14 protein-coding genes are annotated in these 17642 nt (G+C 64.4%); 7 read left to right on the plus strand and 7 right to left on the minus strand.

Annotation, left to right across the window (positions count from 1 at the left end):
* Positions 1 to 37 precede the first annotated feature (37 nt).
* Positions 38 to 850 carry an exodeoxyribonuclease III gene (xthA, locus tag DM373_RS15435; protein WP_110994399.1) on the minus strand — a complete coding sequence of 271 codons (813 nt, stop codon included), beginning with the start codon at positions 848 to 850 and terminating at the stop codon, positions 38 to 40.
* A gap of 163 nt (positions 851 to 1013) precedes the next feature.
* Between xthA and DM373_RS15440 the strand changes: the two genes are divergently transcribed.
* Genes DM373_RS15440 through DM373_RS15450 form a run of 3 tightly spaced genes read left to right on the plus strand, consistent with a single transcriptional unit; the run spans position 1014 to position 7131 of the window.
* Positions 1014 to 1664: a GNAT family N-acetyltransferase gene (locus tag DM373_RS15440; RefSeq protein ID WP_110994400.1), complete on the plus strand. Its 651-nt coding sequence runs from the start codon at positions 1014 to 1016 to the stop codon at positions 1662 to 1664.
* Between the two features lie 53 nt (positions 1665 to 1717).
* Entirely contained in the window at positions 1718 to 3460 is a 1743-nt protein-coding gene (locus DM373_RS15445) for an autotransporter assembly complex protein TamA (protein ID WP_110994465.1), read from the plus strand.
* On the plus strand, positions 3460 to 7131 hold the full coding sequence (locus tag DM373_RS15450; RefSeq protein WP_110994401.1) for a translocation/assembly module TamB domain-containing protein: 3672 nt from the start codon (positions 3460 to 3462) through the stop codon (positions 7129 to 7131). Before DM373_RS15445 ends, DM373_RS15450 begins: the two co-directional genes overlap by 1 nt.
* Positions 7132 to 7208: 77 nt before the next feature.
* Here the strand turns inward: DM373_RS15450 and DM373_RS15455 are convergent, their stop codons facing one another.
* The gene (locus DM373_RS15455; protein ID WP_110994402.1) at positions 7209 to 7589 is read right to left on the minus strand and encodes a Mor transcription activator family protein; all 381 of its coding nucleotides are present in this window, start codon (positions 7587 to 7589) and stop codon (positions 7209 to 7211) included.
* Between the two features lie 485 nt (positions 7590 to 8074).
* Between DM373_RS15455 and DM373_RS15460 the strand changes: the two genes are divergently transcribed.
* Entirely contained in the window at positions 8075 to 8263 is a 189-nt protein-coding gene (locus tag DM373_RS15460; protein WP_110994403.1) for a hypothetical protein, read from the plus strand.
* 36 nt (positions 8264 to 8299) lie between these two features.
* On the opposite strand, the gene DM373_RS15465 is transcribed toward DM373_RS15460, so the two are convergent.
* Positions 8300 to 8662: a fe2+ zn2+ uptake regulation protein gene (locus tag DM373_RS15465; protein WP_110994404.1), complete on the minus strand. Its 363-nt coding sequence runs from the start codon at positions 8660 to 8662 to the stop codon at positions 8300 to 8302.
* Positions 8663 to 8869: 207 nt separating this feature from the next.
* Here DM373_RS15465 and pvdQ point away from each other — a divergent pair, with 207 nt between their 5' ends.
* Complete coding sequence (gene pvdQ, locus DM373_RS15470) at positions 8870 to 11182, plus strand: bifunctional acylase PvdQ (protein WP_110994405.1); 2313 nt, start codon at positions 8870 to 8872, stop codon at positions 11180 to 11182.
* A 168-nt stretch (positions 11183 to 11350) separates the two neighbouring features.
* Here pvdQ and DM373_RS15475 read toward each other — a convergent pair whose 3' ends face one another.
* The gene (locus DM373_RS15475; protein ID WP_110994406.1) at positions 11351 to 12073 is read right to left on the minus strand and encodes a UDP-2,3-diacylglucosamine diphosphatase; all 723 of its coding nucleotides are present in this window, start codon (positions 12071 to 12073) and stop codon (positions 11351 to 11353) included.
* Positions 12070 to 12573 (minus strand): peptidylprolyl isomerase, encoded by a 504-nt coding sequence (locus DM373_RS15480; RefSeq protein WP_110994407.1) that lies wholly within the window; start codon positions 12571 to 12573, stop codon positions 12070 to 12072. Before DM373_RS15480 ends, DM373_RS15475 begins: the two co-directional genes overlap by 4 nt.
* Before the next feature lie 261 nt (positions 12574 to 12834).
* Here DM373_RS15480 and DM373_RS15485 point away from each other — a divergent pair, with 261 nt between their 5' ends.
* On the plus strand, positions 12835 to 14538 hold the full coding sequence (locus DM373_RS15485; RefSeq protein WP_110994408.1) for a glutamine--tRNA ligase/YqeY domain fusion protein: 1704 nt from the start codon (positions 12835 to 12837) through the stop codon (positions 14536 to 14538).
* A 9-nt stretch (positions 14539 to 14547) separates the two neighbouring features.
* On the plus strand, positions 14548 to 15930 hold the full coding sequence (gene cysS / locus DM373_RS15490; protein ID WP_110994409.1) for a cysteine--tRNA ligase: 1383 nt from the start codon (positions 14548 to 14550) through the stop codon (positions 15928 to 15930).
* Between the two features lie 126 nt (positions 15931 to 16056).
* Here the strand turns inward: cysS and DM373_RS15495 are convergent, their stop codons facing one another.
* The gene (locus tag DM373_RS15495; RefSeq protein ID WP_110994466.1) at positions 16057 to 16662 is read right to left on the minus strand and encodes an START domain-containing protein; all 606 of its coding nucleotides are present in this window, start codon (positions 16660 to 16662) and stop codon (positions 16057 to 16059) included.
* A gap of 90 nt (positions 16663 to 16752) precedes the next feature.
* Complete coding sequence (locus DM373_RS15500; RefSeq protein WP_110994410.1) at positions 16753 to 17589, minus strand: bifunctional allantoicase/(S)-ureidoglycine aminohydrolase; 837 nt, start codon at positions 17587 to 17589, stop codon at positions 16753 to 16755.
* Positions 17590 to 17642 lie beyond the last annotated feature (53 nt).

The following is a 17642-nucleotide window of genomic DNA, read 5'->3' on the forward strand; positions in this document are numbered from 1 at the left end:
CATCAAAACCAACACACTGAGTCCCGAACCCGAGCCCTCACCCCAACTCAAGCCAAATCGGCGCATGATCCGAAGGCTTCTCCATCCCCCGCAGCTCATAGTCAATCCCCGCCGCCTTGACCCGAGGCAGCAACCCCTGCGAAGCCATGATCAGGTCGATCCGCAGCCCACGCTTGGGCTCATCCTCGAACCCCCGGCTGCGATAGTCGAACCAACTGAACTGATCAGCCACTTCCGGGTGCAGGTGGCGGAACGTGTCGACCAGCCCCCAGCCCTTGAGCCGCTCCATCCACTCGCGCTCTTCAGGTAGGAAACTGCACTTGCCGGTCTTCAACCAACGCTTGGCGTTGTCCGCCCCGATGCCGATGTCGCAATCCTGCGGCGAGATGTTCACATCACCCATCACCAGCAGCGGCTGGTCATTCTTGAACTGGCTCTCCAGCAACACTTGCAGGTCGCTGTAGAAGCGCTGTTTGGCCGGGAATTTGGTGGGGTGGTCGCGGCTCTCGCCCTGGGGGAAGTAGCCGTTCATCACTGTGATCGGCGTGCCGTCGCGGTCGGCGAAGGTGCCCCAGATGAAGCGGCGCTGGGCATCCTCTTCATCACTGGCGAAACCCTTGGACAGCGACAGCGGCTTCTCCCGAGACAGCAGCGCCACCCCGTAGTGGCCTTTCTGGCCGTGGTAATGCACGTGGTAGCCGAGCGCCTCGACTTCAGCCAGCGGGAACTGTTCGTCGCTGACCTTGGTTTCCTGCAGACCGATCACGTCCGGCTGGTGCTTGTCGATCAGCGCCGCCAACTGGTGCGGGCGGGCGCGCAGGCCATTGATGTTGAACGAGACGACTTTCATGGAAAGACAATCCTGGTAAAAGCCTCGAATGCTAGCCGACATCGCCGGCGGCGGCCAGCGTGGCGACCCAGTGTTAGCGCTGCTAACGTGCTGTGGGAGGTGAACGATACGCGGTGCAGCAACTCCAAGGCACTGCACGCCCATTCCAGGAGGACCGCCCGCGATGCCCGACGCCCCTGCCGCACCAGCCCGGATCTGCCTGCTCGACGAAGGCTACGCCCGCGAGGCTCGCTCGCTGCTGTACCACGCCTACCGTCACGAACCGACCTTTGCCTGGCTGTTCGAAGCCCAGCGCCCTGGCTATGAACAGCGTCTGCGGGCGCTGGTGCGCGAATGGCTGCGTCAGCACTTCTACCTGCAATTGCCGGCGATCGGCCTGCTGGCGGATGACCGCCTGGTCGGGGTCGCGCTGATCGTGCCGCCACAACGTCGACTGGGCGTGGCTGACAGCTGGGCATGGCGCCTGCGCATGATGCTCGGCACCGGCCTGCGCTGCACACGACGCTACCTGGACTATCAGGCTGCGCTCGCGGGTTGCCTGCCGAGCGGGCAGGTGCATGTGCTGCCGCTGCTGGGCGTGCACCCGCAGTTCCAGGGGCAGCACTACGGCGAACAGTTGCTGCAAGCGGTGCACGACTGGTGCGCTGAAGACCCGGCCACCCAGGGCGTGGTACTGGATACCGGCAATGCACACTACCTGGCCTTCTATGAGCGCCAGGGCTATGAGGAGATCGGTGAGGTCGCTGTAGGGCCAATCCGAGAAAGGGTGTTCTTTCATCCCAATCCTGTGTCGTCCAATGCGACAGTTGTGTGACCGGTATTGACAGGCGGCACCCTTGACCGGCTCGCTCTGGTAGCATGCGCCGCATGACGTATTCAGGAAGACTTTGCTGGGGCCTGCTGCTGTTGGCCGCCAGCTCCATGACATGGGCGCAGAGCGAGTTGCTGGTCCGGGTGAAACCCGCCAACAAGCCGCTCAAGGCCAACATCGAAGGTTATATCGGCAGCCTCGGCGAGCGCGATGAAGAAGCGCTGCTGCGTTTCAGTCGCGGCGCCGAAGAGCAGACCCGCAAGGCGGCGCAGGCGCTGGGTTATTACCAGGCACGCATCGACAGCGAAGTAAAGGCGCCGAGTGACAAGGACAAACCCCCACAACTGATCATCCGTGTCGATCCGGGTGAGCCGGTACGCCTGCGCAACGTGACGGTGCGCATCGAAGGGCCGGCCAGCGAAATGAAGGCATTTCGCATCCCCGACAGCAAGGCGCTGCGGCCCGGCGAGCAACTCAATCATGGGCATTACGAAGATGCCAAGCGGCTGATCCTCAACCAGGCGTCGCGCTATGGTTTTTTCAGTGGCCGCTTCACGCGTCAGCGCCTGGCGGTCGACCCGCAGGCCGGCGTCGCCGACATCGAACTGGTCTACCAGAGCGGCCCACGCTATCGCCTGGGTGCGGTGCACTTCGGCGGTGACACGCCCCTGGACCAGGACCTGCTGCAGCGCATGGTGCAGTTCCAGCCCGGCACCCCTTACGACTCGGAGTTGATCGCCGAGCTCAACAACGATCTGCAATCGAGCGGCTATTTCGAAGGCGTACGGGTGGATGCCGCGCCGACCGCCGCGGTGGGCGAAGACATTCCCGTCGAAGTTCGCCTCGACACGCGTAAACCACGCACCATGGGCCTGGGCCTGGGCTTTTCGACCGACGTCGGCCCGCGTGCCAAGGCCAACTGGACCCGCCACTGGGTCAACCCGCAAGGCCATAGCTACGGTTGGGAGACCGAACTGTCGGCACCCCGGCAGAACGTCGGCCTGTGGTACGACATCCCGCTCGATCCACCGCTCACCGACAAATTGCGCTTTGCCGGCGGCTACCAGAACGAGGATATCGCCGGTACCGACACACTGAGCAAGCTGCTGACCGTCGGCCCGGAATGGCACAGCAAGCTGCCCAGCGGCTGGCAGCGAGTGATCTCGCTCAAGTACCAACGCGAAGAGTATCGCCTGGGTGACGATTCGGGCCTGAGCAACCTGCTGATGCCGGGGGTCAGTTTCGCCTACCTGCGCAGCGACAACCGGATCGATCCGCACCAGGGCTATCGGCTGCAGTTCGACCTGCAGGCGGCCAAGGAAGGGCTGGGTTCGGATACCAACCTGGTGCACGGCAACGTGCTGCTCAAAGGCCTGACCACCCTTGGCCACAACCACCGTTTCCTCGGCCGCGTGCAGTTCGGCGGCAGCGCCACCAACGGCTACCAGCAGAACATCCCACCGTCGCTGCGTTTCTTCGCCGGTGGCGACCAGAGCGTGCGTGGCTACGACTACCAGTCGTTGTCGCCAGAGAACAACAAGGGCGACCGTATCGGCGGTCGCTACCTGGTGGCCGGCAGTGCCGAGTACCAGTACTCGATCGCCGAAAAATGGCGCCTGGCAACCTTCATCGACCAGGGCAACTCGTTCAACAGCCTGGAGTTGCCTAGCCTCAAGACCGGTGTCGGCATCGGCGTGCGCTGGGTCTCGCCGGTAGGGCCGCTGCGCCTGGACCTGGCCCACGCGCTAGATGACGACGGTGGTTTTCGTTTGCACTTCTCCATGGGGCCCGAACTGTGATGCGTGTGTTCAGATCCCTCTTGCTCGTTATATGCGCCTTGTTGCTGCTGATCGCCTTGGCACTGGGCCTGGTATTGGGTACCCAGGCGGGCAGCCGTTGGGTAATTGGGCTGGTGCCGGGGCTTGAGGTCAGCGACTTCGAAGGGCGCCTGGGTGGCATTTGGCAAGCCGGCAAGTTGCGCTGGCTTGACGGTGAGAATCGGGTTGAGCTGCAAGCACCGCAGCTGGCCTGGTCCCCCGCCTGCCTGTTGCGCGCCACCCTGTGCATCGAGCGTCTGCAGGCCGAGCGTATCGACATGGCCTTCGCCTCGGGCGAAAGCGAGCCCGACAGCGGCCCACTGCAACTGCCGGCGCTGAACCTGCCGCTGGCCATCGAACTGGGCGAGGTCAAGGTCGGCCAGCTGCGGCTTGATGGCAGTGAGCTGCTGGGCAATCTGCAACTGGCTGCGCACTGGACCACGGCCGGCCTGCGGGTCGACAGCCTGCAACTGCAGCGCGACGACCTGCACCTTGAACTGCAGGGCGAGTTGCAACCGCAAGGCAACTGGCCGCTGCAACTGCAAGGCACCTTGCAACTGCCGGCCGTGGACGGCCAACCCTGGCAGTTGGCGCTGAGCGCCAAGGGCGAGCTGCAACAGACACTGACGCTGGACGCCACCAGCAGTGGCTACCTCGATGCCCGCTTGAGCGGCGAGCTGCAGGCCCTGGCCGAACACCTGCCGGCGAAACTGAGCCTGCGCGCCGAGGCGTTCAAGCCCGCCGCCAGCCTGCCCGACACCCTGCAACTCAACCAGCTCAGGCTCGACGCCCAGGGCGACCTGCTCAAGGGCTACCAGCTGGCCGGTGCGGCCACGCTGCCGGCGGAGCAGGGCCCGGTGGGCCTGGTGCTGGCCGGCAAGGTGGACGCCAAGGGTGCCCGGCTCGATGCCCTGGACCTCAATGCCAGCGATACCCAGCGGGTCAAGCTGCAGGCCAGTGCCGACTGGCAGCAGGGCTTGAGTGCTGACGCCAGCATCGACTGGCTCGACTTTCCCTGGTTGCGCCTATACCCCCTCGAACAGCCACCGCAGGTGACCCTCAAACGCTTCAATGCGCAGGTGCAGTACCGCGATGGCAACTACAAGGGCGTGTTCAACGGCGACCTGGATGGTCCGGCAGGCGCCTTCACCGTCGCCAGCCCATTCGACGGTGACCTCGGCCAGGTGCGGCTGGCGCAGCTGGCGCTGAGTGCAGGGCAGGGCAAGGCGGCCGGCAGCGTCGCCTTGCGCTTTGCCGACACCCTGGCCTGGGATGTCGACCTGCAGCTGGCGGCGCTCGACCCGGCCTACTGGCTGGCCGAGCTGCCCGGTAGCCTGGCCGGGCCATTGCGCAGCCAGGGCGAGCTCAAGAACCAGCAATTGCAGCTCAAGGCGCAGCTCGACCTCAAGGGGCGCCTGCGTGGCCAGCCAGCCGTGCTCAAGGTGGATGCCGACGGCAAGGGCGACCATTGGACCCTGGGCAGCCTGGCGGTGCAGTTGGGCGACAACCGCATCAACGGCAGTGGCAGCCTGCAGCAGCGCCTGGCCGGGCGTGTTGACCTCGACCTGCCGCGGCTTGGCCAGCTCTGGCCGCAGCTGCAGGGCCAGGTCAAGGGCCGCCTGGACCTGGCTGGCACCCTCGCTGCGCCCCAGGGCAGCCTGACGCTGCATGGCCAGCAGCTGGCGCAGGCCGACAATCGTGTGCAGCGGCTGGACCTCGACGCACGCCTGGACAATGCCCAGCGTGGGCAGCTTACGCTCAAGGCCGGCGCCATCCGCCTGGGCGAAACCCCGTTGGGCAACCTGGATGTACAGGGCAAGGGCGATATCCGCCAGCAGGCTGCCACCCTGGCGCTCGATGGCCCGCAGCTCAAGCTCGACCTGGCGCTCGATGGCACTCTCAGCAAAGGTGACTGGCGCGGTCGCCTGGCCAGCGGGCGTATCCAGGCCGGTGGCCAGGACTGGCAACTGCAAGCTCCGGCGCGCCTGCAACGCCTGGCCAGCGGCCAGCTGGATTTCGGTGCCCATTGCTGGCGCGCAGGCCTTGCCAGCCTGTGTGGCGAGGACCAGCGCCTGGCGCCAGAGCCGCGCCTGCGCTACCACCTCAAGCAGTTCCCGCTGGACAGCCTGGCGCAATGGCTGCCCAAGGACTTCGCCTGGCAGGGGCTGCTCAATGCCGACATCAACCTCGATATCCCGGCCAGCGGCCCCAAGGGCAGTATTCGTGTCGATGCCGGCGGCGGCACCCTGCGCGTGCGCGACAAGGGGCGCTGGGTTGATTTCCCCTACCAGGTGCTGCGCCTGGACAGCACCCTGGCCCCGCGTCGGGTGGACACCCGCCTGGCCTTTCGTGGCGAGCGCCTGGGGGAGCTGACCCTCGACACCCGCCTTGATCCGCTTGGGCGCAACAAGCCGCTGACCGGTGAGTTCCGCCTCGCCGGGCTGGAGCTGTCGGTAGCCAGGCCGTTCCTGCCGATGGTCGAGCGCCTGGCGGGCCAGCTCAATGGCAGCGGTCGCCTGTCGGGCAGCCTGTTGGCCCCGCAGGTCAACGGCAACCTGGCATTGAGCGGTGGTGAAGTCAGCGGTGCAGAACTACCGGTGAGCCTGCAGGCACTTTCACTGCAGGCGCTGATCGCCGGCGAGCAGGTGCAGCTCAAGGGCGACTGGCGCAGTGGTGATGCCGGGCGTGGCGAGCTGGCCGGGCAGATGACCTGGGGGCAGGCGCTGGCCATGGAGCTGCGCCTGAGCGGCCAGCAACTGCCCGTCACCGTCGAGCCTTACGCGGTGCTCGAGGTTGCGCCCGACCTGGTCATCCGCCTGGTCGACGACAAGCTGGCGGTAACCGGCAAGGTGCTGGTGCCCAAGGGCAAGATCACCGTGCGTGAACTGCCACCGTCGACGGTGCAGGTATCCGACGACACGGTGATCGTTGGCCACCAGACGCAGGAGGGCAAGCCGCCCATGGCGGTGGCGATGGACATCGACGTCGAGGTCGGCCGCGACAAGCTGTCGTTCAGTGGTTTCGGCCTCACCGCCAACCTGCTTGGCCATGTGCACATCGGTGACAACCTCGATACCCGCGGGGAACTGAGCCTGGCCGATGGTCGCTACCGTGCCTATGGCCAGCGCCTCACCATCCGCCGGGCGCGCCTGCTGTTCGCCGGCCCCATCGACCAGCCGTACCTGGATATCGAAGCGATTCGTCAGGTGGATGACGTGATTGCCGGTATTCGCCTGAGCGGCAGCGCCGAACAACCCACCACCAAGGTGTTTTCGGAGCCGGCGATGAGCCAGGAGCAGGCGTTGTCGTATCTGGTGCTGGGGCGGCCACTGGGCGCTTCAGGTGAAGACAGCAACATGTTGGCCGAGGCGGCGTTGGGCCTGGGGTTGGCGGGCAGTGCCGGGATTACGGGCAGCCTGGCGTCGAACCTGGGGATCGACGATTTCCAGCTCGACACCGAGGGCTCGGGCACCAGCACCAGCGTGGTCGCCAGCGGCAACCTCAGCGAGCGGCTGAGCCTGCGTTACGGTGTGGGGGTATTCGAGCCTGCCAATACCATTGCCCTGCGCTACAAGCTGAGCAAGAAAGTCTACCTGGAGGCCGCCAGCGGCCTGGCCAGCTCGCTGGACATCTTCTACAAGCGCGACTTCTGACTGTTCGCGCTCGTCCGCGCCGGCTGCCAGTGGCCGGGCGCGGACGCCTCTGGTCGTTTCATTCATCCGTTCAACGCTTAGCGAGCCTGGCAGTCCTGGCGCCGAATGTTGCCGATCTGTCGCAGGCTAAGCCCGTATTTGTCGGCCAACAGGCTGCGTGACAGGCCGCTGGCGCTTTCCTTCTGAATCTGTTGGTTGCGCAACTGGCGCTGAAAGTGGTCGGCCTTGGGGATCTCCAGTGCCAGGCCGGCAAAGCGCTTGATCAGCGCGTCGAGCGATTCGGGCGGCAGGACATCTGCCAACTTGGTGCGTGAGCGGTGTTTGGGGATGTACTTGGGGCGCCCGCCGAACTCAGCGGTGAGCCGATAGGCATTTTCGAGGCCGATGCATTCGATCAGCACCTGCAGTGATTGAGGCAGTTGGGTAACTTCGATGTTGTTCAGGTCTGGCATGTCCACGCAAGGCATCCTTGAGCTGTGGGATCGTTTGACGCGAGGCCTGTGTATAGACCGCGCGCCGAGGGTTGCCATGGCGCGGCTGGGCGCTTGGCTCGCCTCGATTTTCAAACAGCATCAGAAAGGGTCGCTAGGCGCGAATCGGACCGGCGCTTGTAGCCTTGTCGGCACGATGATTGAAAGCAAACGGGATAATCGTTGTATGAAAATTCTTCACCCTTGCGCTACAGGCCCCAAAAGTCCTAGAGAAGACCTTCCATGGTGGCAGTTTGGGTGCATCACCCCATGCAATTGCAGGGGAACAATATTCCCAGGTATCCGGGCGGCGACTGGCGAGGTGATTTTGCGTCAGGCAAGCAGCGAATCTGATGCTGCTGGGAGGCGTGCGTCGTAGGTCGGCAGGAAAATCAGCGTAGGAAATGGCGGCGAGGTATCATGACGCCGGCTCCAAGGGAGCCTCATGTCCCCGATGTCGCAAGGAACTCCCGATGACACATGTGCAGCGCCTGAAATATTCGATCCTGATCATCCTGGTGGTACTGGGGATCATGCTCGGCCTGAGTCACCTGCAGAAGCAGGGCACCATCAGCGAGCAGACATTCCAGTTCATCGCCATCGCCGTTGCGGTGGTCGTGGTGGTGATCAACGGGATCCTGCGGCGCAAGGTCAAGCCCTGAGGCGGGCCGGCCGGCGGATCATGGCCGGCCGTACGCTCAACGCAAGGTGGGCTGCTCGAGTACGGCGCGGGCCTGGGGCTCGAGGCTGTAGCACTTGTCGTTGCCCAGGCTGATGACACCCTCGGTGCACAGCCGCTTGAGCACTTCGCGCACGCTGAGGAACGACAACGGAATGTCCAACTGCTCAAGGTGCGCGTGAACACCGCGCACGCCAATGCTGCGGCCATTGCGATCGGCGCTGTGCAGGGCGTCGATGACTTTGAGACGGATCAGGCTGGTACGCAGCCCGTAGACGCGCAGCAGTTCGCGAATCTGCTCGTTGCCAGTGCGCACTTCCTGTGCGCAGGGCGTGCTGACCGGGCTGCGCGCCGCCGGCAGCGAAGGTTGTGGGTTGTACATGCGAATGCTCCTTTTCATCGACCGCAGCGGATTCATCGTTGTTGCCTCTCTCACCTATTAAGACGAACGAGAACGGCAAAACTGCAGTCCCTCGGTAAAAAAATCTGACACGCCTTGTTGAAGACGTTGCAGCAGGCAAGAGGGCGTAAAATTTTCATCCGGCCATTCGTCTGATCGGGATAACCCCCGATTGCACGAGGAGTGCCTGTGATCCCTCTTTCGCGTCCTACCCTGCGCCTTGGCCTCGCCGCCGCCCTGGTTGCCTCCAGCCTGCTGGCGCAAGCGCGCGAGGCTAGCGGCGAAGCCTCTGCGCAGATCCGCCGCACCAGCTTTGGTGTGCCGCACATCCTGGCCAATGACGAGCGTGGCCTGGGCTATGGCATCGGCTATGCCTACGCCCAGGACAACCTGTGCCTGCTGGCCAACGAGGTGCTGACGGTCAACGGCGAGCGCTCTCGCTACTTCGGTGGTGACGGCAAGACCGTGGAGCAGCGCGACAATCTCGCCAGCGACCTGTTCTTCACCTGGCTCAACAACCCCGTTGCAGTCAACGGCTTCCTGCAGGCACAACCGGCAGCGGTGCGCGACCTGCTGGACGGCTATGCCCGCGGCTATAACCGCGCCCTGGGCGAGCGTCGGGCCCAGGGCCTGCCCGCCGAGTGCGGGGCGGGCGACTGGGTGCGCCCGATCACCAGCCTGGACCTGGTCAAGTTGACCCGACGCTTGTTGGCCGAAGGTGGCGTAGGCCAGTTCGCCGAGGCCGTGGTGGCGGCGACCCCGCCCAAGCTTGCGGCGCAGCGGCCCACGGTCGACTACAGCGTGGCCCTGGCCCGGCAGCAACAGTTCGCCATGAGCCGTGGCAGCAACGCCGTTGCGGTGGGCGCGCAGCGCTCGGCCAATGGCCGCGGCCTGTTGTTGGCCAACCCGCATTTCCCCTGGGTAGGCGGCATGCGTTTCTACCAGATGCAACTGACCATCCCTGGGCAGTTGGATGTCATGGGGGCGGCGTTGCCGGGCCTGCCGGTGGTCAATATAGGTTTCAACAAGCACCTGGCCTGGACCCACACGGTAGACACGTCGAAGCATTTCACGGTGTACCGCCTGCAACTCGATCCGAAAGACCCGACCCGTTACCTGGTCGATGGTCAGTCGCTGCCACTTGAGCAGCGGAAGGTCAGCGTCACGGTGAAAGGCGAGGGCGGCGCGCTGCAGCAGGTCGAGCGCCCCATCTACCTGTCGAAGTTCGGCCCGGTGGTGCAGTGGCCCGGCCGGCTGGACTGGGACAATCAGGCGGCCTATGCGCTGCGCGATGCCAACCTGGAAAACACCCGGGTACTGCAACAGTGGTATCGGATCAATCGCGCCGACAGCCTGGGCGCGCTGCAAGCGTCGGTGGCGCAGTTGCAGGGCATCCCCTGGGTCAACACCCTGGCGGTCGACGCGGCGGGGCAGGCGCTGTACCTGAATCAGTCAGTGGTGCCCTATGTCGATGAAGAGTTGCTGGCCCGTTGCGGCAACCCTGGCGTCACCGAGCCGGTGGTGGTGCTGGACGGCTCGCGCAGTGCCTGCCAGTGGAAGGTGGACGCCCAGGCCGCACAACCGGGGATCTTCCCGGCGCGCCTGCAACCGAGCCTGGTGCGCAGCGACTTCGTGCAGCATTCCAATGACTCGGCCTGGTTGGTCAATCCTGCTCAGCCACTGGCCGGTTTCTCGCCGCTGCAAAGCCGTGCCGAACAACCGCTGGGCATGCGCAGCCGTTTTGCCCTGCAGCGCCTGCAAGGTAGCGCCAAACTGGACGGCGATGCCTTGAAGCGCATGGTCTTCGACGACGAGGTATACCTGGCCAGTCTGCTGTTGCCCGACCTGTTGCAATGGTGCAAAGGCGCGTCGGCGGATGTCGCGGCGGTATGCGCCAGCCTGCAGGCCTGGAATGGCAAGGCTGACCTGGAGGCCGGGATTGGCCTGGTGCACTTCGAGAACATTGCCGGCGCGCTGGCCGAACATCGCGAAAGCTGGCGAGTGGCGTTCGATCCGGCCGACCCGTTGCATACGCCTCGTGGCCTGGCAGTGGAGCAGGCGGCGGTGGGCAAACTGTTGCACCAGGCTGCGCTGGCTTCGTTGGCTCAGGTTGGCAAAGCCGGCATCGCTGCCGAGCAGCGTTGGGGGCAGATCCAGCAGGCCAGCGACGGCACGCCGGTGCCTGGCGGTCCGCAAGAGTTGGGGGTGTATAACGCCATGCTCAGTGTGCCGGTCGCACCGGGCAAGCGCTTGGTGGTCAGCGGTTCCAGCTACCTGCAGGTGGTCAGTTTCACCGAGCAGGGGCCCCAGGCCCAGGGCTTGTTGGCGTTTTCACTGTCCAGCGAGGCGGCTTCGGCCCATGCCGGTGACCAGACCCGTGCATTTGCGGCCAAGCAACTGTCAGTGATCCCGTTCACCGAGGCGCAGATCAAGGCGGATCCGCAGTATCGCCAGTATGTGATCAGCGAGAAGGACCGGGCTGCGGTGGTGAGCGCTCAGTAGCTCGGTGAGGCTCATCACCGACCAGCTCCCACAGGATGGACGCTACCCTGTGGGAGCAACCGTTTTGCACTGTCTGGGCTGGCCTCATCGCCGGCAAGCCGGCTCCCACAGGGATGAACGCAAGCCATGCATCATCCCTGTGGGAGCCGGCTTGCCGGCGATAGGGGCTCAGGCGAAATCGAACGGGGCCAGCTGAAAGCCCTGTTCATCCACCTGCAGCGTCCAGCCACGCCGATCCCAATCGCCCAGCACGATCCGCCGCGCCGGTTGCCCATCGACCACCAGCTTGTGGATCGCCGGGCGGTGCGTGTGGCCATGCACCAGGGTGCGTACGCCATGGGCGGCCATCACCTTGGGCACTTCCTCCGGGGTCACGTCGATGATCTCGGTGGCCTTCATGCGTGTCTGCGAGCGGCTTTCACTGCGCAGCTTGCGCGCCAGTTTGTGCCGCGTGGACAGCGGTAGGTGGCGCAGGATCCACAGTGTCAGCGGATTGCGCAGGTAGCGGCGCAGTTTCATGTAGGCCAGGTCGCGGGTGCACAGGGTATCGCCATGCATCAGCAACACCTGCTCGCCACCGAGCTCGACCACGCTGGGGTCGGCCAGCAGGGTGCAGCCGGCGGCTTCGCAGAAAGCCTGGCCGATCAGGAAGTCGCGGTTGCCGTGCATCAGGTACACCGCCGTGCCGCTGTCGCTCAGTTGGCGCAGGGCCTGGCAGATCGACTGCTGGAACGGGGTCATGGCATCGTCGCCGATCCACGCCTCGAAGAAGTCGCCGAGGATGTACAGCGCCTTGGCGTGACGGGCGCGGCCGTCGAGCAGATCAAGAAACGCCCGGACAATGTCCGGGCGTTCTTCTTGCAGGTGCAGATCGGAGATCAGCAGAATCACTCAATGATCTCGGCTTTCTCGATGATCACGTCTTCTTTCGGTACGTCCTGGTGGCCAGCCTTGGAACCGGTGGCGACTTTTTCGATGGCGTCGACAACCTCGGTGCCTTCGGTCACTTTACCGAACACGGCATAGCCCCAGCCCTGGACATTCTTGCCGCTGTGGTTGAGGAAGTCGTTGTTGGAGGCGTTGATGAAGAACTGCGCGGAGGCCGAGTGCGGCTCCATGGTACGGGCCATGGCGATGGTGTACTTGTCGTTCTTCAGGCCGTTGTCGGCTTCGTTCTGGATGCTGGCACGCTTGTCGCGCTTTTCGTTCATGCCTGGCTCGAAACCGCCGCCCTGGATCATGAAGCCCTTGATCACACGGTGGAACACGGTGTTGCTGTAGTGGCCGGCCTTAACGTACTCGATGAAGTTGGCCACGGTGATCGGGGCTTTTTCGGCGTTCAGCTCGATGACGATGTCGCCGTGGTTGGTGCTCAGTTTGACTTTGGACATGCTTAAGTTCGCTCTCAAGGCATCGGGAATAGGGGGCGCAGGGCGCTCGGGTAAGCTGACGCAGGTTCAGCGGGCCGCGGCACATGCCACAAGGTGCGCGGCGGCCATTCTGCCGGTTTAGACCGGCGGCTGCGACAAATAGCTGCGCAAATCGCGTCAGTTTGTCTGCGCCCGGCTGTCAGCAGCTTGACTGCTTCGGCTATGATAGGCCCTTTGTTTGAATCGGCCTACCCAGGCCAGCTACCTGCATTCAAGGACACTATGAGCAAGCCCACTGCCGACAACGCGCCCAACGCCGCTGCCAAAGGCGCCCCCGCCGTTCCTGTGAACTTCCTGCGGCCGATCATCCAGGCAGACCTGGACGCGGGCAAGCACAGCAGCATCGTCACCCGTTTTCCGCCAGAGCCCAACGGCTACCTGCACATCGGTCATGCCAAGTCGATCTGTGTCAACTTCGGCCTGGCCAAGGAATTCGGCGGTGTCTGCCACCTGCGCTTCGACGACACCAACCCGGCCAAGGAAGACCAGGAATACATCGACGCCATCCAGAGCGACGTGAAATGGCTGGGCTTCGACTGGGCCGGCGAGGTGCGCTATGCCTCCAACTACTTCGACCAACTGCACGACTGGGCCGTTGAACTGATCAAGCGTGGCAAGGCCTATGTCTGCGACCTGACCCCTGATCAGGCCAAGGAATACCGTGGCAGCCTGACCGAGCCGGGCAAGAACAGCCCGTTCCGCGAGCGCAGCGTCGAAGAGAACCTCGACCTGTTCGCCCGTATGAAGGCCGGCGAGTTCAAGGACGGCGAGCGCGTGCTGCGGGCCAAGATCGACATGGCCTCGCCGAACATGAACCTGCGCGACCCGATCCTGTACCGCATCCGCCATGCCCACCATCACCAGACCGGTGACAAGTGGTGCATCTACCCGAACTACGACTTCACCCACGGGCAGTCCGATGCCATCGAAGGCATCACCCACTCGATCTGCACCCTGGAATTCGAAGGCCACCGCCCGCTGTACGACTGGTTCCTCGACAACCTGCCGGTACCGGCGCACCCGCGCCAGTACGAGTTCAGCCGCCTGAACCTGAACTACACCATCACCTCCAAGCGCAAGCTCAAGCAGTTGGTCGACGAACAGCACGTCAGCGCCTGGGATGACCCGCGCATGTCGACCCTGTCGGGCTTCCGCCGCCGTGGCTACACCCCGGCATCGATCCGCAACTTCTGCGAAATGATCGGCACCAACCGTTCCGACGGCGTGGTCGACATGGCGATGCTCGAGTTCAGCATCCGCGACGACCTCGACCGCACCGCGCCACGCGCCATGTGCGTGCTGCGCCCGCTGAAGGTGGTCATCACCAACTATCCAGAGGGCCAGGTCGAGCAGCTCGAACTGCCGCGTCACCCCAAGGAAGACATGGGCGTGCGCGTATTGCCGTTCGCCCGCGAACTGTACATCGACCGCGACGACTTCATGGAAGAGCCGCCGAAGGGCTACAAGCGCCTGGAACCGGCCGGTGAAGTGCGCCTGCGCGGCAGCTACGTGATCCGCGCCGACGAGGCGATCAAGGACGCCGACGGCAACATCGTCGAGCTGCGCTGCTCGTACGATCCGGACACCCTGGGCAAGAACCCCGAAGGCCGCAAGGTCAAGGGCGTGATCCACTGGGTGCCGGCCGCAGGCAGCGTCGAGTGCGAAGTACGCCTGTACGACCGCCTGTTCCGTTCCGCCAACCCGGAAAAGACCGAAGACGGCGGCAGCTTCCTCGACAACATCAACCCCGATTCGCTGCAGGTGCTGACCGGCTGCCGCGCCGAGCCATCGCTGGGCCAGGCTCAACCTGAAGACCGCTTCCAGTTCGAGCGCGAAGGCTACTTCTGCGCCGACCTGAAAGACAGCCAGCCGGGCCGCCCGGTGTTCAACCGCACCGTCACCCTGCGTGACTCCTGGGGCAGCTGAGGAACCGCCGTGCTCAACATCTACAACACGCTGACCAAGACCAAGGAAGCCTTCAAGCCGCTCGATGGCAACAAGGTGCGCATGTACGTGTGCGGCATGACCGTGTACGACTACTGCCACCTGGGCCACGGCCGCAGCATGGTGGCCTTCGACCTGGTCACCCGCTGGCTGCGCAAGAGCGGCTATGAGCTGACCTATGTGCGCAACATCACCGACATCGACGACAAGATCATCAACCGTGCCAACGAGAACGGCGAGTCGTTCGATGCCTTGACCGCGCGCATGATCGATGCGATGCACGAGGACGAGCGCCGCCTGAGCATCCTCAAGCCCGACCTGGAACCCCGTGCCACCGACCATATTCCCGGCATGCACGCGATGATCCAGACCCTGATCGACAAGGGTTACGCCTATGCCCCGGGCAATGGCGACGTGTACTACCGCGTCGGCAAGTTCGTCGGCTACGGCAAGCTGTCGCGCAAGAAGATCGAAGACTTGCGCATCGGTGCACGCATCGAAGTCGACGAGGCCAAGCAGGACCCGCTGGACTTCGTGCTGTGGAAGGGCGTCAAGCCGGGCGAACCCTACTGGGATTCGCCTTGGGGGCCAGGCCGTCCGGGCTGGCACATCGAGTGCTCGGTGATGTCCACCTGCTGCCTGGGCGAGAGCTTCGACATCCATGGCGGCGGCAGCGACCTTGAGTTCCCGCACCACGAAAACGAGATCGCCCAGAGCGAGGCGGCCACCGGCAAGCAGTACGCCAACGCCTGGATGCACTGCGGCATGATCCGTATCAATGGCGAGAAGATGTCCAAGTCGTTGAACAACTTCTTCACCATCCGCGACGTGCTCGACAAGTACCACCCGGAGGTGGTGCGTTACCTGCTGGTGGCGAGCCACTACCGAAGCGCGATCAACTACTCCGAAGACAGCCTGCGTGACTCGAAAGGCGCACTGGAGCGCTTCTACCACGCCCTGCGCGGCCTGCCGCGGGTGGCGGCCAAAGGCGGTGATGAGTTCGTCGAGCGCTTCAGCGCAGCGATGAACGACGACTTCGGCACCCCCGAAGCCTGCGCCGTGCTGTTCGACCTGGTGCGCGAGATCAACCGCCTGCGTGAAAGCGACCCCGAGGCTGCCGCTGGCCTGGCCGGTCGTCTGCGTGAGCTGGGCGATGTGCTGGGTGTGCTGCAACTGGACGCCGACGACTTCCTGCGCGCAGGGGCCGAAGGCAAGGTCGACGCCGCCGAAGTGGAAGCCTTGATCCAGGCGCGCCTGCAGGCGCGGGCCGACAAGAACTGGGCCGAGTCCGACCGCATCCGCGACCAGATCACCGCCATGGGTGTGGTGCTGGAAGACAGCAAAGGCGCGACCACCTGGCGTTTGGCTGACTGATCGACGATCACCCGCTTGCTTCGTGACTGATCGCGGGGCAAGTCCGCTCCCACGCCGCTATTTAAAGGTTGCGTGGGAGCGGGCTTGCCCCGCGATGCTTTCATCGGCCATGAATCGGTCTCGCGCTCAACGCTGGCGCTCCGCCACCGCACGCAACGTGCGCAGCGTCACCACCGGCGCATCCACCACGAACCGGTTGGCCAGCCAGCCTGGTACATCCCCGGCCGGATCAGCCTGCAACTGATAGGTCACCTCGGTCCGCTTTGCGCCCACCGGCTTCATGATCCATTCCCCGTTGATGCGCCTTACGCGGATCAGCCCCGGTTCTTCGGGCACCTTGCTTGGGTCGGCGCTGAGGTGGCGTACCAGCGTGCCGTCGTCCAGCCGCTCGGTGCTGACCTTGAGCACCATGTCCCGCGGCAGCGTGGGCCACGGCAGGTTGGTGGTGAGGTACACCCAGGTGCTGTCGCCCTGCACGTCCAGCAGGCGCATCTGCTCGCACGCATACAGCCATTTGCACGCCACCCGCAGGTTTTCCTGCAGGTCGGTGAGCGTGCGCACGCTGGCATTCATGGTGCTGACGCCACGAAACTGCTGGTAGGGGGAGCCGGCGACGCTGCTGAGGTAGACGCGGATACCTTCGCGGTCATAGGCCAGCTGCCAGTCGTCGGCGGCCAGCAGTGGGGCCGGTAGCGACAGCAGCAGGGCAAGCAGCAGGCGGGAGAGGGGCATGATCGGTGGCCGCAGCAAGGGCAAGTTGCAAGTATGGCCACAAAAACAAAGCCCGCCATCACGGCGGGCTTTGCAAACATCAACCTGAACTCAACGCTGCGGGTTGAGGGTCAGGTGCACGTGGCGGTTGACGTCTTTGTACAGCAGGTAGCTGAACGGGCCCGGGCCGCCGGAGTAGCAAGCCTGCGGGCAGAAGGCGCGCAGCCACATGAAGTCGCCGGCCTCGACCTCGACCCAGTCCTGGTTCAGGCGGTACACCGCTTTACCTTCCAGGACATACAGGCCGTGTTCCATGACGTGGGTCTCAGCGAACGGGATCACGCCGCCCGGCTGGAAGGTCACGATGTTGACGTGCATGTCGTGGCGCATGTCGGCCATGTCGACGAAGCGGGTGGTCTTCCAGGCGCCTTCGGTGCCCGGCATCTCGATGACGGTGGCGTTGTCGCGGTGGGTGACGAACGACTCCGGCACCGGCAGGCCTTCGACTTTCTGGTAGTGCTTGCGCAGCCAGTGGAAGGTGACGTTGGCCTTGCTGTTGTTGCGCAGGCTCCACTCGGCGCCCGGGGCCAGGAAGGCGTAGCCGCCTGGGACCAGGGTGTGGTGCTTGCCTTCGACGGTGATGTCGATCTGGCCTTCGACCACGAACAGTACCGCTTCGGCGTTCGGGTCCAGCTCAGGGCGCTCGCTGCCGCCTTCCGGGGCGACTTCGACGATGTACTGCGAGAAGGTTTCGGCAAAACCGGTCAGCGGGCGGGCGATGACCCACATGCGCATCTTGTCCCAGAACGGCAGGTGGCTGGTGACGATGTCACGCATCACGCCTTTGGGGATGACGGCATAGGCTTCGGTGAACATGGCACGGTCAGTCAGCAGCTCGGTCTGAGCCGGGTGCCCACCGTGGGGGGCGAAGTAGGATGGTTTCGACATGAACGGTCTCGACTTGTTGTTCTCTCCCCATGCCTTTGACCACACCGGCCGGT

The organism is Pseudomonas sichuanensis (genome assembly GCF_003231305.1).
GTDB classification, from domain to species: Bacteria; Pseudomonadota; Gammaproteobacteria; order Pseudomonadales; family Pseudomonadaceae; genus Aquipseudomonas; species Aquipseudomonas sichuanensis.

What these genes read in the sequence shown, in the direction of transcription:
- DM373_RS15480 (WP_110994407.1), bottom strand. Translation starts at nt 12,573, where the DNA reads ATGTCCAAAGTCAAACTGAGCACCAACCACGGCGACATCGTCATCGAG.
- DM373_RS15450 (WP_110994401.1), top strand. Translation starts at nt 3,460, where the DNA reads ATGCGTGTGTTCAGATCCCTCTTGCTCGTTATATGCGCCTTGTTGCTG.
- DM373_RS15440 (WP_110994400.1), top strand. Translation starts at nt 1,014, where the DNA reads ATGCCCGACGCCCCTGCCGCACCAGCCCGGATCTGCCTGCTCGACGAA.
- DM373_RS15485 (WP_110994408.1), top strand. Translation starts at nt 12,835, where the DNA reads ATGAGCAAGCCCACTGCCGACAACGCGCCCAACGCCGCTGCCAAAGGC.
- DM373_RS15465 (WP_110994404.1), bottom strand. Translation starts at nt 8,662, where the DNA reads ATGTACAACCCACAACCTTCGCTGCCGGCGGCGCGCAGCCCGGTCAGC.
- DM373_RS15495 (WP_110994466.1), bottom strand. Translation starts at nt 16,662, where the DNA reads ATGCCCCTCTCCCGCCTGCTGCTTGCCCTGCTGCTGTCGCTACCGGCC.
- DM373_RS15500 (WP_110994410.1), bottom strand. Translation starts at nt 17,589, where the DNA reads ATGTCGAAACCATCCTACTTCGCCCCCCACGGTGGGCACCCGGCTCAG.
- DM373_RS15460 (WP_110994403.1), top strand. Translation starts at nt 8,075, where the DNA reads ATGACACATGTGCAGCGCCTGAAATATTCGATCCTGATCATCCTGGTG.
- xthA (WP_110994399.1), bottom strand. Translation starts at nt 850, where the DNA reads ATGAAAGTCGTCTCGTTCAACATCAATGGCCTGCGCGCCCGCCCGCAC.
- DM373_RS15445 (WP_110994465.1), top strand. Translation starts at nt 1,718, where the DNA reads ATGACGTATTCAGGAAGACTTTGCTGGGGCCTGCTGCTGTTGGCCGCC.